At 60.0% G+C, this 13000-nt stretch carries 16 protein-coding genes; 1 reads left to right on the forward strand and 15 read right to left on the reverse strand.

Translation table 11 applies throughout. From position 1 onward, the window contains the following. Positions 1 to 7: 7 nt before the first annotated feature. The 11 genes from tolB to ruvC form a co-directional block, all read right to left on the reverse strand. The gene (tolB, locus tag G0Q00_RS04440) at positions 8 to 1297 is read right to left on the reverse strand and encodes a Tol-Pal system beta propeller repeat protein TolB (protein WP_370458556.1); all 1290 of its coding nucleotides are present in this window, start codon (positions 1295 to 1297) and stop codon (positions 8 to 10) included. 71 nt (positions 1298 to 1368) lie between these two features. After that, positions 1369 to 2097 carry a copper homeostasis protein CutC gene (locus G0Q00_RS04445; RefSeq protein WP_239058319.1) on the reverse strand — a complete coding sequence of 243 codons (729 nt, stop codon included), beginning with the start codon at positions 2095 to 2097 and terminating at the stop codon, positions 1369 to 1371. Between the two features lie 28 nt (positions 2098 to 2125). Continuing rightward, complete coding sequence (locus tag G0Q00_RS04450; protein WP_163036758.1) at positions 2126 to 3169, reverse strand: hypothetical protein; 1044 nt, start codon at positions 3167 to 3169, stop codon at positions 2126 to 2128. Positions 3170 to 3176: 7 nt separating this feature from the next. Further along, complete coding sequence (locus tag G0Q00_RS04455) at positions 3177 to 3659, reverse strand: ExbD/TolR family protein (RefSeq protein ID WP_108855929.1); 483 nt, start codon at positions 3657 to 3659, stop codon at positions 3177 to 3179. Between the two features lies 1 nt (position 3660). Further along, entirely contained in the window at positions 3661 to 4356 is a 696-nt protein-coding gene (gene tolQ, locus G0Q00_RS04460; RefSeq protein WP_163036760.1) for a protein TolQ, read from the reverse strand. Between the two features lie 111 nt (positions 4357 to 4467). Continuing rightward, positions 4468 to 4851, reverse strand: a complete 384-nt coding sequence (ybgC, locus tag G0Q00_RS04465) for a tol-pal system-associated acyl-CoA thioesterase (RefSeq protein ID WP_163036762.1) — start codon at positions 4849 to 4851, stop codon at positions 4468 to 4470. Between the two features lie 25 nt (positions 4852 to 4876). After that, positions 4877 to 5413 carry an RNA 2',3'-cyclic phosphodiesterase gene (gene thpR / locus G0Q00_RS04470; protein ID WP_163036764.1) on the reverse strand — a complete coding sequence of 179 codons (537 nt, stop codon included), beginning with the start codon at positions 5411 to 5413 and terminating at the stop codon, positions 4877 to 4879. Continuing rightward, on the reverse strand, positions 5413 to 6090 hold the full coding sequence (locus tag G0Q00_RS04475) for a hypothetical protein (protein ID WP_370458533.1): 678 nt from the start codon (positions 6088 to 6090) through the stop codon (positions 5413 to 5415). The genes thpR and G0Q00_RS04475 overlap by 1 nt, the downstream gene beginning before the upstream one ends. A gap of 56 nt (positions 6091 to 6146) precedes the next feature. Continuing rightward, complete coding sequence (ruvB, locus tag G0Q00_RS04480) at positions 6147 to 7208, reverse strand: Holliday junction branch migration DNA helicase RuvB (protein ID WP_163036765.1); 1062 nt, start codon at positions 7206 to 7208, stop codon at positions 6147 to 6149. A gap of 18 nt (positions 7209 to 7226) precedes the next feature. After that, positions 7227 to 7928 carry a Holliday junction branch migration protein RuvA gene (gene ruvA, locus G0Q00_RS04485; protein ID WP_163036767.1) on the reverse strand — a complete coding sequence of 234 codons (702 nt, stop codon included), beginning with the start codon at positions 7926 to 7928 and terminating at the stop codon, positions 7227 to 7229. Continuing rightward, complete coding sequence (gene ruvC / locus G0Q00_RS04490; RefSeq protein WP_163036769.1) at positions 7925 to 8431, reverse strand: crossover junction endodeoxyribonuclease RuvC; 507 nt, start codon at positions 8429 to 8431, stop codon at positions 7925 to 7927. The genes ruvA and ruvC overlap by 4 nt, the downstream gene beginning before the upstream one ends. A gap of 352 nt (positions 8432 to 8783) precedes the next feature. Here ruvC and G0Q00_RS04495 point away from each other — a divergent pair, with 352 nt between their 5' ends. Next, positions 8784 to 8978: a DUF1127 domain-containing protein gene (locus G0Q00_RS04495; RefSeq protein WP_163036771.1), complete on the forward strand. Its 195-nt coding sequence runs from the start codon at positions 8784 to 8786 to the stop codon at positions 8976 to 8978. Between the two features lie 134 nt (positions 8979 to 9112). Here G0Q00_RS04495 and G0Q00_RS04500 read toward each other — a convergent pair whose 3' ends face one another. The 4 genes from G0Q00_RS04500 to hflK all read right to left on the reverse strand — a co-directional run bounded on the left by G0Q00_RS04500 (position 9113) and on the right by hflK (position 12971). Further along, positions 9113 to 10642, reverse strand: a complete 1530-nt coding sequence (locus tag G0Q00_RS04500) for a DegQ family serine endoprotease (RefSeq protein WP_163036773.1) — start codon at positions 10640 to 10642, stop codon at positions 9113 to 9115. A gap of 111 nt (positions 10643 to 10753) precedes the next feature. Beyond that, a complete protein-coding gene (locus tag G0Q00_RS04505) occupies positions 10754 to 10945 on the reverse strand; it encodes a DUF2065 family protein (RefSeq protein ID WP_163036775.1) in 192 nt (63 codons plus the stop codon). Continuing rightward, positions 10942 to 11814, reverse strand: coding sequence for a protease modulator HflC (gene hflC / locus G0Q00_RS04510; protein WP_163036777.1), 873 nt, complete (start codon positions 11812 to 11814; stop codon positions 10942 to 10944). Before hflC ends, G0Q00_RS04505 begins: the two co-directional genes overlap by 4 nt. Continuing rightward, positions 11814 to 12971, reverse strand: coding sequence for an FtsH protease activity modulator HflK (gene hflK, locus G0Q00_RS04515; protein ID WP_163036779.1), 1158 nt, complete (start codon positions 12969 to 12971; stop codon positions 11814 to 11816). The genes hflC and hflK overlap by 1 nt, the downstream gene beginning before the upstream one ends. Positions 12972 to 13000: the final 29 nt, after the last annotated feature.

The raw sequence follows: 13000 nt of genomic DNA on the forward strand, positions 1-13000 counted from the left end.
TTTTGGTTTAGTTCAACAACGGCGACCACGCGGGGTCAGATGCGGCCCCTTCGGTCAGAACCCGGCGCAAGTTGCGGCCCGTGATGTCCACGGAATAAAGCGATGCCTCACCCGTCTCACCCTGACTTTCGCGGGTAAACATGATGACGCGGCCGTTGGGCGACCAGGTTGGGCCTTCATCCAGGAAGGATGCTGTCAAAAGACGTTCTTCCGACCCATCGGTCCGCATCACACCAATATGGAAGCGGCCTGCATTCTGCTTGGTAAACGCAATCAGATCGCCGCGCGGCGACCAAACGGGGGTGCCATAGCGCCCTTGACCAAAGCTGATCCGCGTCGCCTCGCCACCCGTTGCGGGCATCACGTAGAGCTGCTGGCTGCCTGATCGATCGCTTTCAAAGACAATCTTTGATCCATCCGGCGAAAAGCTGGGCGCGGTCTCGATCGACGGCGCTTGGGTCAGACGACGAGCCTGTCCGCTGGCAATGTCCATCGTGTAAAGGTCGGTGTTGCCGCCTGCTGACAGCGAATACACAACGGTGCGGCCATCCGGCGAAAAGCGCGGCGCGAAGGTCATGGTTCCCTCTTGGCTGGACAGCACGCGACGACCAACGGTGGCCACATCCAGCACGTAGACCTGCGGGAAGCCGGTTTCATAGCTGGTATAAAGCACCCGATCCCCTTGCGGCGAGAAACGCGGCGCCAGTACCAGCGCCGAGCTGTCGGTCAGGTACTGCACATTTGCGCCGTCATAATCCATGATCGCCAGACGCTTGCGACGGGCATTCTTCGGGCCACTTTCAGCCACGAACACTACGCGGCTGTCGAAATAGCCACTTTCGCCGGTGACGCGGCTATAGACAATGTCAGCGACCTTGTGCGCCATGCGACGCCATCCCGCCGCCCCGCCCGAGAACTGCAGGCCCTCGCCCAGCGGTTGGCCCGAGAACACGTCGAACACGCGGAATTTCACGTTGATGCTGTCGCCCGAGCTGCTGACCGCCCCGGTGATCAAGGCTTGCGCGTTGATCGCCTTCCAATCGGCATAGGCCACGGGGCTGGCGAAGTTGGAAACGCCCGAAATGAACGCATCCTGCGGAATTTCACGAAACAGCCCGGTGCTGGCCAGATCTGCAGCGATCACGCGCGAGATCGAGCGTGCAAAATCCGAGGCGCCACCGTCTTCGGCGACGAAATCCGGAATGGCGAAGGGCAAGGGCTCGATGACGCCGTCGGTAATCTCGATCCGCAGGGGACCATTGGATTGGGCGGACGCCATCGTCACGTGCCCTGCCATGAACGCGGCACATGCTGCCAGAAGGCAAGTCACTTTACTAAGCTGGAAACCCATGCGTTTCGATATGCGTGTCATTGTTCCAACGCTCCCTTCATCAGTTGCACCATATGCTTAGAGGTTGTGGCCCGGCCACCGGCAGGGGAAAAATCAGAGAAAATCCGCTCGTCTGCGATCTTTTCAGCACAAGAGGCATGAACTTCGGCGACTCCGGTGTCGCGCACCAAAGTGGCAACGTTCTGGTGGGTCAGCCCACACCCCGCCATCACCGAAATCCGACCGTCAGCCCGCGCCACCATACTGCGCAACATCGCAGCCCCGTCTGGCGCTTCGGGTGCTACGCCCGAGGTCAACACCCGGTCGAACCCAAGCTGGATAGCTGTGTCCAGTGCCTCGAGCGGGTCTGGCACCACATCGATCACGCGATGCAACGTGCTGCCCATTCCATCGGCAGCAGCCAGAAGACGCCTCAAACGTGCCACGTCGAGCCGGTGATCGCTTTGCTGCGCGCCCAGAACGACGCCCTCCAACCCAGCCTCTTTTGCGGCCTGAATATCCGCCAACATAATCGCTTCATCTGCATCCGAGAAATGGAACAGGCCCGAACGCGGTCGGATCATGGCAAAAACAGGGATGGACAGCGTTGCCGCCTGCCGCATCAGTCCAACAGAGGGGGTTAGCCCGCCTTCGGACAGTGCCGAGCACAGTTCGATCCGATCCGCGCCGCCCTCTTGCGCAGCACGCGCGCCGTCGAACGTATCTACGCAGACCTCAAGTGGGATCATGTGATTTGAACGGTTCATGACCTCTCCCCTCTGTGTTCCGGACCCATCACTTGATCCTCATCTTGTCGGGGTTGAAGGTCATTTCGATCTCGCGCCACTGGCCGTATTTCTCGGCAGGCAGGTCGAACCCACGGGCGCCGCAGCGGATGATGGCGCGGCGGGCGGCTTGGAACGCGGTGTTCGCAGCGGCTTGGTTCGGGCCGTCCCAGCTGTCCAGTGTGATCCCCTCGGGTTTGCCTTCTCGGCTCATCGTGACCATGACGACAACGGTCGTGGACAGAGCATCCGTCGACGAGGATCCAAGGTTCCAGCACTGACTGACGGCCACGCGCAACCCGTCTTTTTCACCGCGCGTCAACGGCGGACCTAACGGGATATCCTGCGCGGGGGTGTCTTGCGTACCGCCCGCCACCTCGTTGGCAACAGCATTCGCCACGGTGTTTGCATCAGCGGGAGGCGTTTCAGCGGGCGTTTCCGGTTGTGCCACCTGCGGACGCGGGCGGTTCGGGCGCGATTTTGGTCGTTGCGAGGTCGCGGGTGCAGCAGAGGGTTCATCTGCTGGTTCTTCGGCCTCGGTCACAATTTCAGTCGTAGCCTCGGGCGGGGCGGCTGGTGTGACCTCTTCCGGCACAGGGGCCGCCTCGGGGGTGGGCTCGGGCGTCACAGCCTCGACTGCCTCGGGGGCTTCCTCCACCGGGGTTTCGGGTTCCGGTGCGGCTTCTGGGGCCACACGAGGTGCGGCTTCGGGCGGTGCGACTTCGGTGACGTCTGCGGGTTCTTCAACTGGCACCGGCTCGGGTTCCGGTTCAGGCTCGGGTTCTGGTTCCGGGGTAGGCTCAGGCTCCGGCACAGGCTGAGGCTCTGGTTCAGGCTCGGGTTCGGGGCGCGGGGCGGGCGCCGGGCTTTCCTCGGGCGCATTGGCCTCGCCTTTCGGGGCACTCAGCGCGGCAAATTCATCCTCTGAGATAAATGAAACATCGGACACTGGCACAAGCTCATCGTCGCGGTCCCACTTGAAGACCCCGCCGAAAAGCACCCACAGGATCAGAACCCCATGAGCGGCTGTCGAGATATACAGCCCCTTGCGCATCCCTGCCTCAGTTCCCCTGCCCAGTCAGCGTCGGGCCACCGCCTTCGGTCACGAACCCGATCTTAGAGAAGCCCGCCGCATTCAACGCGCCCATGATCTGGGCCGTGGTGTCCCATTCGACCTGACCGTCGATCCGCAGGAAAATCTTGTCGTCCACACGTTCGGCTGCAATGGCACGCAGACGCGGGATCAGATCGTCGCGCGAGATTTCCGTGGTTTGCAGGAAGACCTGACCATCGGCATTGATCGTAATGGCCAGCGGTTCTTCCTCGGGTGCCTCTAAAGATTTAGCCGCCGTTTGTGATAGCTCGACCGGCACGCCGACCACCGACAAGGGCGCGGCCACCATGAAGATGATCAGAAGCACCAGCATGACGTCCACGAAGGGCGTCACGTTGATTTCGGCCATCACCCGGCGATGCTTGCCACGACGGCGCCCACGACGGGCGCGCCGGTCGGCACCCCCGCTGGCTTGCACATTCGCGCCCATCTCAACTGTCCAACTGACGGCTGAGGATGGTGGCGAATTCGTCCGCGAAGGCCTCGTAGCCTGAGAGGATGTTGTCGCTGTCCACGCTCAGCTTGTTGTAAAAGACAGCTGCCGGGATCGCGGCCAGAAGGCCCAGACCGGTCGCCAACAGCGCCTCGGCAATGCCGGGGGCCACAACGGCCAGGTTGGTGTTCTGTTGCTGCGCGATCTCGATAAAGGCATTCATGATGCCCCAGACGGTGCCGAACAGGCCGACAAACGGCGCGGTCGAGGCGACCGTGGCCAGAAAGCTTAGCCCCTTGTTCAGATCTTCGCCTTCCTTGGCAATCGCCACGTCCATCGAGCGATCAATCCGCGACTGCGCATTGGCAATTAACCCGCCATCGGCCCGGTGCGAGCGGCGCCATTCCAGCATCCCCGCAGCAAAAACCTTTTCCGCCGATCCCGAGGGGCTGGGTCCGATCTGGTCGAACAGCTCGTCCAGCGGTTCGCCCGACCAGAACTTGCGGTCGAACACGTCTGCCTCGGCACGGGACTGCCGAAACGCCATGAATTTTGTGATGATGATGGCCCATGACCAGACCGACGCAACAATCAGCAGAAGCATCACAAGCTTCACTGTAAAAGTTGCACGTAGGAATAGGCCCAAGAAGGAGAAATCAATCTCCGCCGCTGCCGAAAGCGCTTCCGTTTCCATAACTCTGCCTCTGTACCGCCGCCTCTTTGGGCTGCTTTTCTGCACGAAGATTAACTTATGGAAAGGCAGATGGCTATCAAAACTGAGTCATCGGCAGGAAATGCTGCAAATTCAATGCACCAACCGGCGAATATTTGCCGGAAGACGGACAGGAGCCCCCGTATCCGCGACGCAGACGATGGTCACAACCGCCTGAAACAAAGGCTGTTCGCCGCGTTTGACCACCTGCGCCAACACCAGACGCGCGGCGGTCACCTGCTCAACAGATGTTTCAACCTGTAACTCATCGTCAAATTTCGCTGGCGCGATATAGTCTGCCTCGACCCGGCGCACCGCGAAAACCAGCCCCTCTTCGCGCATCGCGTTCTGATCAATTCCGATCTCGCGCACCCAATCCGAGCGCGCCCGTTCGATGTAACGCAAATAGTTGGCGTAATAGACAATCCCGGCCATGTCGGTGTCTTCATAGTAAACGCGGATGGGGAAATGATGCATTGGAGCCTCGTGATTTTTATCCACTCTAGGACGTCAGGGGATAATCCGCCAAGACCTCGTATCGCGCGCCGTCTGGATGCAGTTCCGAGCGGTACAGCGATAGGGTGTCCAGCTGAGTATCTGGAAAACGAACCGCGCCGTGGGTCTGCAACACGTGTCCCAATGCGGTCATGTCCTCGGGCAAGGGTTTGCGCGGCAACCGCGCCAATGTCACATGGGCCTTAAACCGACGATGCGGCAGCGTGATCCCGGCTTGACGCACACAAGACAGGACTTGCTTTTGCAACCCATCAACTCCCAACACCATCAGCCCCAACACCGAGGGAACCTTTCCTCCCAATGGTTCGAGCCCCGAGAATTCAGCGTTGATCGCGGGAAGCGAGGTGACCTCCAAAGCTTCATGCACGTCTTGCAGCGCGTCGTGGGACTGATCTCCCAGAAAGGCCAACGTGACATGCAGGTTTTCGATGGGTTGCGGTCGCCCAACTTTAAGCCGCGCGGCAAAGCGCTCCACCTGATCCGCAAGCTCGTCAGGCAAAGGAAGGGCGAGGAAGCTGCGCATCAATGTTGTGTTTCGCCCTCCGGCACAGCGACCTGCATGCGCGCAAACAGGCGTAGCGCGTGCGAAGGATCATCGGCGCATGGCGGCAAGATCGGATCATAGGCCGCTTTGATCAGGGCGGCGATTTCAGGACGCAGAATGGTTTGCCCGTCAGGCAGCAAGGCCAGCGGGCTTTTCGAGCCGAACGCGCCTTCGCCCCACAGGACGACCGCTTGCACGGCCTGCGCCAGCGCGATGCTTTCGGCGGGTTGCTCGGCCATCTCGCCCGACATGCACACGAAAGTAAAACAGGCCTGAATGGCGCCGTCATTATCGAACCGGAAGGCGCGGTACTGGCTGGCTCCGGCGGCTTTCAGTCGCGGAACAAGAGGCTCAAGATCCGGGATCATCTCGCCCAGTTTCGGAACGTCCAAAAGTTCGTCCCAATCGCGGAAGAAGAACACCATCAAGTTGGCGCCCAGCTCGGGATCGGTCTCGGCCATCTTGTGGCCCGCCAGTACGACGACCGCTTCGATCGCGCCCTTGACCACCTCAAGCGTTTCTTCCTCAACCCCGAAGACCACAGGTACGATCGGGCGCCCCCAGCGCGCAAAGGTAAAGCTGCCATCCGTGCGGGTGAAATGTGCCGTAACGTCTTCGGGTGACATCATGGGGGGCATCTGAGGGGCGTCGGTCATGGGTGGTCTCCTTGCTTGGCGCTGTGTGTCGCGCAGCCAGCGTCCCGTTGCAAGACTTAACCCTCGAACAATTGGCCTTGGGATTTACGCTCGGGTTTCGGAGCCTCAAGCCCCAAATGTCGCCAAGCGCGTTCCCCCAGCATCCGACCACGTGGAGTGCGTTGGATCAGGCCCTGTTGTAGCAAATAGGGTTCGATCACCTCTTCCAGCGCATCGCGGCTTTCCGACAGCGCGGCAGACAGTGTTTCGATGCCTACGGGACCACCGCCATAATGTTCCGCCATTAACCCCATATAACGTCGGTCCGCGCCATCAAGACCCAGATTATCGACGCCCAATCGGGTCAGCGCATTGTCAGCAATGTCGCGCGTAATGCGTCCGTCACCTTCGACCACGGCAAAGTCCACGACACGGCGTAGCAGACGGCCCGCAATGCGCGGCGTCCCACGGGCGCGTTTTGCAATCTCGCGCGCCCCGTCTTGGTCTGCGGGTGCACCCAGTTTGATGGCATTGCGCGAGACGATCTCGTGCAGCTCGTCCACCGTGTAGAACTGCAGCCGCGTTGGGATACCGAAACGATCCCGCAAAGGCGTCGTCAGTAGACCCAGACGTGTGGTCGCGCCGACCAAGGTAAAGGGCTGCAGCTCGATTCGCACAGTGCGCGCGGCGGGGCCTTCGCCGATGACCAGATCCAGTTCGAAATCCTCCATCGCGGGATAGAGCACTTCTTCGACGACAGGATTCAGGCGGTGGATCTCGTCAATGAACAAGACGTCATTGGCTTCCAGATTGGTCAGGATCGCCGCCAGATCACCCGCCTTGGCCAGCACAGGCCCCGAAGTCATGCGGAAGTTCACCCCAAGCTCGCGTGCCATGATCTGTGCCAGCGTGGTTTTCCCCAGACCGGGGGGGCCATGGAACAACACATGATCCATTGCCTCATTCCGGCGGCGGGCGCTTTCGATGAAGACGCGCAGATTGGCGCGGGCCTCGGCCTGACCTATAAAATCACCCAGCGCTTGCGGGCGCAGGGCACGATCCACTTCCACGCGCTCTTCCGGCGTAGGCGCAGGGCGCAGGGTGGGGTCCGGGCTAAAAGATGGGTCCGAAGTCGACATAGGTTAATCCTTCAACTCCTAGCCTTTGGGCGCAAGCCGTTTCAGAGCCGCGCGGATCAGCCCCGCGGTGTTCAGCGCGGGGTCATCCCCCAAGGCTTGCGCGACAGCCGACGCAGCCTCACCGGGCGCGTAGCCCAGATTGGTCAAGGCCGAAAGCGCCTCGGCCTGCGCGGCAGGGTCCGTGCTTGGCGCGGTGGGCACAGCTGTCGCTCCCGCAACAGCGGATGTCTCGATGACCGTGTCATCGAGATCAGGCTCAGGCGCGGCAGCGCCTGAGCCTGCCCCAACCGAGCCCCCTGCCCCCGCCAATGCCATTACGCTGGCAGCCTTGTCTTTTAGTTCGTTCACAACGCGCTGCCCGGTCTTGGGACCAATTCCTTTGGCCGCTTTCACCGCATTCCAATCGCCCAGGGCAATCGCCCGGCTGACGCCATCCGCCCCCAGAGTGCCCAGAATAGCCATCGAGGCTTTCGCCCCCACGCCCTGCACGCTCATCAGAAGACGGTGCCATTCTTTCTCGACCAGAGAGGTGAATCCGAAGAGCTGCAAATTATCTTCGCGCACTAAAAGATCGGTATAGAGCGCCACGGCCTCGCCCGTGGCAGGCAGCGCTGACATGGTCCGGTCCGAAACATAGACCAAGTACCCCACGCCCTTCACGTCGATCAGCACGTGATCATCCGCGCGATAGTCAATGCGTCCTGCGATCCGTCCGATCATGCTGTTGCCCTTTTCACTGCGGCCTCAAGCCGTCCTGCGTTTTGTGCATGGAAGGAATGGCAGATGGCGATGGCCAGCGCGTCCGCCGCGTCGGGCCCGGTGATCTGCACCCCCGGCAATTGCATCCGCACCATGTGATCCACCTGTTGCTTGTCCGCGTGGCCGACACCCACCACGGCCTTTTTCACCGCGTTGGGGGCGTATTCACCAATGCTCAGCCCCGCCTGCGCCGGAACCAACAGCGCGATCCCGCGTGCCTGCCCCAGCTTCAGTGTACCGACCGCGTCTTTGTTCACGAACGTCTGTTCGACCGCCGCCGTGTCCGGTTGGAACCGCGCCACGACGTCAGTCAGCTGTTCATGCAAAGACAAAAGCCGAGACGCCAAATCACCCGTGCGGGACATGCAGACGCCATTGGCGACATGCGACAGCCGCGTCCCTGCGGTGTCCACAACCCCCCACCCCATGTTTCGAAGTCCCGGATCGATGCCAATGATGCGCATATCCTGCCCTGCTCTGCTGTTTCGTGGCCTTTTCGGCGCTTTTCGTTGCGCCCCAGAGGTAGCACGAAACAAGAACATTGACCAGCGAGATTTGCGTCAGGCGGCCTTTCGAGCCACCTCCTAGTTCAGACTTGATAAAATGCGAATAAAAATTCTGGGGGACAGCATCGCTAGCCGTACGGTTTTTGCCATTTTCCGACCAATTTCGACCTCGCAAATCCTGAAAACGACCCGTTGCACAAAACGCATAAGTGACATGCAAAAACCGTTCTTGTGGCAACGGTTTTTCGGTCCTAGATGGCGTTTCAGAGCAATTCAGCTCGCCCAACCTCTTTTTGTGAAGGACACGAAAATGGCTGCTTTCGAAACGATGACTCCCGTAACTGGCGGTGTCTTCGGGGGCCGTCTGTCCGACGCCATGCGCGGTATTGTTGCCGCTGTGGTCGCCTGGAATGACGCTCGCGAGACCCGCAACGCACTGTCGAAACTGACGGATCGCGAGCTTGAAGATATCGGGCTGTGCCGCGCCGACATCGACGCAATCTAAGACCTCGCCACTCGCGAATATGTTTGCACTGACCGTCCAAGGTTCAGGGGTGAACACAAATGAAACCCGCGCTGGTCTAGCGCGGGTTTTGTTTTGCCCGCCAGAACGAATCCGGCGGGAAATATCTTTTCGATTTACTCTTCCAGCGACAACGCAACAAAGCGCGGATTGCCATCACGGCGCACCAGAAGCAGGACCGATTTGCGGCCGCCATCACGCGCGACTTGCAGGCTGGCTTCCAGATCCTCGATCGAGGCAACGGGCTGCTGACCAGCCTCCGAGATTACGTCACCTGCACGGATGCCCTTCTCGAACGCCTCGGTGTCTTCATCGATGTCCAGAACGGCCAGACCCTCTTCACCGGGGTTCAAGCCCAGTGCCTCGCGGGTGCTGTCATCCAACGGTGCCAGCGACATACCCAGAAGCTTGCTTGGCTCAGCCGGAGCGGACGGTTCTTCGCCAGTTTGGTTCGAGGCAGCAACGGCATCTTCGCGACGGCCCAATGTTACCTTGATGGTTTCGGTTTTCCCGTCCCGCAGGATCATCACGCGCACGGCCTTGCCGACCGGGGCGTTGCCGACGATGCGCACCAGTGCGCCTGAATCCGTGACATCAACACCGTCAAAGCTCAGGATCACGTCATTGACCTGAATGCCTGCATCCTTTGCAGGACCATCCGGCACATCGGTCACCAGCGCGCCATCGGTGCTTTCCAAACCCAGCGCTTCGGCAATGTCGTCGGTGATGTCCTGAATGCGCACACCCAGCCATCCGCGGCGAGTTTCGCCGAATTCCTTCAACTGGCCTACCACGCGATCCACCACAGCCGAGGACATGGCAAAGCCGATCCCGATTGAGCCACCATTGGGGCTGAGGATCGCGGTGTTCACACCAATCACCTGACCATCCATGTTGAACAACGGCCCACCCGAGTTGCCTCGGTTAATCGCCGCGTCGGTCTGAATGTAATCGTCATAGCTGCCCGACAGCTCGCGGTTGCGCTGCGACACGATCCCGGCCGAGACCGAGAAGCCCTGCCCCAGCGGGTTGCCAACAGCCATCACCCAATCGCCAACGCGCATGATGTCGCTGTCACCGAAACTGACATAGGATAACGGCTCGTCGCTTTCGACTTTCAGAAGTGCAATATCGGTGTTCGGGTCGGTGCCAACCACTTTGGCTTCAAGCTGCTCTTCGCGATCAAAGAACTCGATCAGGATTTCATCCGCACCTTCAATCACGTGGTTGTTGGTGACAATGAACCCATCTTCAGAGATCACGAAACCCGAGCCCAGCGCCTGGCTGCGACGCTGACGCTGCTGAGGTTCGCCACCGTTCGGCCCTTGCTGGTTGCGATCAAGGAAGTCGCGGAAGAACTCTTCAAAGGGGCTACCTTCCGGGATCATTGGCTGCGGGCCACCTTCGCGCCCTGCCACGATCGTCGAGGTCGTGATGTTCACAACTGCAGGGCTGACCTGCTCGGCCAAATCGGCAAAGCTTTCTGGCGCACCGCGTGCATCTGCGCGTAGGGATGTTGCCAACAATGTGGCGACCGCAAGGATCAGGGCCACAAACCCCCGATAATACTCTGTCTGCACCTGCCTAAGGGCGTATGCCTGCGCTCTCACACTACTCTCCTTTTTGATAACTATCGGATGAGACATCCGTTTAAATGATAGTCTCTAGATAGGAGCCGAAAAGCGCAACGCAAAGTTTGGGTGGCGACCTCACCGGTATGTGAACATGCGTAACACAGCGTGAGCAGTTAGGCGGCTTTACGCCCCCACACCCGACAACCAGACCAGAAGCACGCCAAGCGCCAAGGCGACCAGCCCAATCATCCGCCGTTGGTCGCGCGACATGGCGGCCATCATGGCGACCAGATCATCCAGACGTGAAGGGGCCAGTGCGAACACCAGCCCCTCGATCACGAGCACAAGCCCGATACCTAGTATCAGAAGGCTCATTGCCGTCCTTGCTCCGACCCCAGATAGTCGAAGAACTCGCTATCCGGTGAGATTACCAGCGACGAATTGCCGGTGGTCAGCGAGTTTTCGTAAGCTTCCAGCGAGCGCAGGAAGGTGAAGAACTCGGCGTCACGGCCCAACGCTTCGGCCAGAATGGCGGTCCGGCGTGCGTCAGCCTCACCACGAACGATCTGAGCGTTCTTGCGGGCCTCGGATACGGTTTCCACCACAGTACGATCTGCAGTCGCACGAAGACGCTGAGCGGCTTCGTTACCACGAGCGATCTCGTCTGCTGCCAGACGCTGACGTTCGGCGCGCATCCGTTCGAAGGTCGCTTCAAGGTTTTGCTTGGGCAGATCGGCGCGCTTAATGCGCACGTCAACGATATCAACGCCAAGCGACAGCGCTTGCACACGCGCTTGGTCACGGATCTGGTTCATCAGGACCACACGGTCAGCTGACAGAACAGCGCCCGAGTTTACTTTACCCAGAACCTCACGCAGTTCCGCGTTCAGGATCCGCTCAAGCCGTGGTGCCGCGCCCGCGATCGAGCTTGCACCCACCGCACGGCGGAACTGCTTGGCATCCGCGATACGCCAGCGGGCGAACGCGTCGACCTCAAGGCGGCGACCATCGGCCGGGGTAACTTCCAGCTTTCGCGTGTCCAGCGGCAAGATCCGGTCATCGTATTTGACGATTTCGTGCAGGAACGGAACTTTGAAGTTCAGACCTGGCTCGCGGATCTCGGCGGTCACCTCGCCGAACCACAGACGCAAAGCGGTCTGCCGTTCATCAATAATGTAGACCGCCTGCAACGCACCAACGACCAGAGCGAACAGGACAAAAAGAGCGATTTGAGTACGTTTCATCAGTTCGACCCTCCGCTGTTGGATTGCGATTTGTTCAGCTCGTTCAGGGGCAGATACGGCACGACGCCGCTGTCGCCACTGATGGCTTCATCCAGAATAACCTTGTCGACGCTGGACATGACTTTTTCCAATGTCTCCAAATACAGACGCTTCCGCGTGATATCCTGCGCTTTCTGGTATTCTTCGAACACGGCAAGGAAGCGCGCAGCTTCACCTTCGGCTTCGTTCACGACCTGTGCACGATACCCTTCGGCCTGCTCCACCAACTGAGCGGCTTCACCACGGGCAGCGGCAACAACGCGGTTGGCATAGGCATCCGCCTGCTTCTGCAGTGTGTCGCGGGTCTGTTCCGCGGCCTGAACTTCACGGAAGCTGTCGATAACTTCAGCGGGCGGGTCGGCACGGTCAAAGTTCACACGAACGATGTTCACGCCTGACTGATACCCATCCAGCGTCGACTGAATCAGCTCTTCCAGCTCTTGGGCAATCACGCCACGATCCGATGTCAGGATCGGTGCCAAACGCGACCGCGCAATAATCTCGCGCATGGCCGATTCCGACACAGCCTGAATGGTGTTTTCAGGCGCCGCCAGATTGAACACGAATTTCTCAATGTCCGAGATATTCCACACGACCTGGAAGTCGATATCGACGATGTTTTCGTCACCCGTCAGCATCAGACCTTCCGACGTACCATCACCAATGTTGATGACGTTCTCGCGCGTAACCGGATAGATTTCCTTGGTCACGATGGGCCACGGGGCAAAGTTCAGACCCTCTTGCCCGACGCCGTACCGTTCGCCGAACAGCAGCTCGACCGATTGTTCGGACGTGTCCACACGATAGAAGCTGGCAAAGACCCAAACGGCTGCCGCGACAAGCGCAATCAGCAGGATCGAGCCGCGCCCGATGCTAGGACCGCCCGCGCCTTGACCACCGCGACCGCCACCCTTACGACTGTCACCTCGGCCACCCATGAGCACACGCAGTTGCTCTTGGCCTTTTTTCATCAGCTCGTCAATTTCCGGGATCTGGGGGTTGTCACCACCGGGGCGGTTGTTGCCTCCGCGGTTGCCACCATCATTCGAGGGGGGACGTCCATCGGAGCCGCCACGGTTTCCACCGCCGCCCCAAGGACCGCCATTATCGCTGGCCATCTGGTCCAATTCCTTCCGTCTTAAAAACA

Origin of the sequence: Aliiroseovarius sp. PrR006 (assembly GCF_010500215.1) — a bacterium.
Lineage (GTDB): Bacteria > Pseudomonadota > Alphaproteobacteria > Rhodobacterales > Rhodobacteraceae > Aliiroseovarius.

What these genes read in the sequence shown, in the direction of transcription:
- tolQ (WP_163036760.1), bottom strand. Translation starts at nt 4,356, where the DNA reads ATGGAAACGGAAGCGCTTTCGGCAGCGGCGGAGATTGATTTCTCCTTC.
- G0Q00_RS04455 (WP_108855929.1), bottom strand. Translation starts at nt 3,659, where the DNA reads ATGGGCGCGAATGTGCAAGCCAGCGGGGGTGCCGACCGGCGCGCCCGT.
- ruvB (WP_163036765.1), bottom strand. Translation starts at nt 7,208, where the DNA reads ATGTCGACTTCGGACCCATCTTTTAGCCCGGACCCCACCCTGCGCCCT.
- G0Q00_RS04475 (WP_370458533.1), bottom strand. Translation starts at nt 6,090, where the DNA reads ATGACCGACGCCCCTCAGATGCCCCCCATGATGTCACCCGAAGACGTT.
- G0Q00_RS04445 (WP_239058319.1), bottom strand. Translation starts at nt 2,097, where the DNA reads ATGAACCGTTCAAATCACATGATCCCACTTGAGGTCTGCGTAGATACG.
- ruvC (WP_163036769.1), bottom strand. Translation starts at nt 8,431, where the DNA reads ATGCGCATCATTGGCATCGATCCGGGACTTCGAAACATGGGGTGGGGG.
- hflK (WP_163036779.1), bottom strand. Translation starts at nt 12,971, where the DNA reads ATGGCCAGCGATAATGGCGGTCCTTGGGGCGGCGGTGGAAACCGTGGC.
- ruvA (WP_163036767.1), bottom strand. Translation starts at nt 7,928, where the DNA reads ATGATCGGACGGATCGCAGGACGCATTGACTATCGCGCGGATGATCAC.
- G0Q00_RS04505 (WP_163036775.1), bottom strand. Translation starts at nt 10,945, where the DNA reads ATGAGCCTTCTGATACTAGGTATCGGGCTTGTGCTCGTGATCGAGGGG.
- tolB (WP_370458556.1), bottom strand. Translation starts at nt 1,297, where the DNA reads ATGGCAGGGCACGTGACGATGGCGTCCGCCCAATCCAATGGTCCCCTG.
- ybgC (WP_163036762.1), bottom strand. Translation starts at nt 4,851, where the DNA reads ATGCATCATTTCCCCATCCGCGTTTACTATGAAGACACCGACATGGCC.
- G0Q00_RS04500 (WP_163036773.1), bottom strand. Translation starts at nt 10,642, where the DNA reads ATGTCTCATCCGATAGTTATCAAAAAGGAGAGTAGTGTGAGAGCGCAG.
- thpR (WP_163036764.1), bottom strand. Translation starts at nt 5,413, where the DNA reads ATGCGCAGCTTCCTCGCCCTTCCTTTGCCTGACGAGCTTGCGGATCAG.
- G0Q00_RS04450 (WP_163036758.1), bottom strand. Translation starts at nt 3,169, where the DNA reads ATGCGCAAGGGGCTGTATATCTCGACAGCCGCTCATGGGGTTCTGATC.
- G0Q00_RS04495 (WP_163036771.1), top strand. Translation starts at nt 8,784, where the DNA reads ATGGCTGCTTTCGAAACGATGACTCCCGTAACTGGCGGTGTCTTCGGG.
- hflC (WP_163036777.1), bottom strand. Translation starts at nt 11,814, where the DNA reads ATGAAACGTACTCAAATCGCTCTTTTTGTCCTGTTCGCTCTGGTCGTT.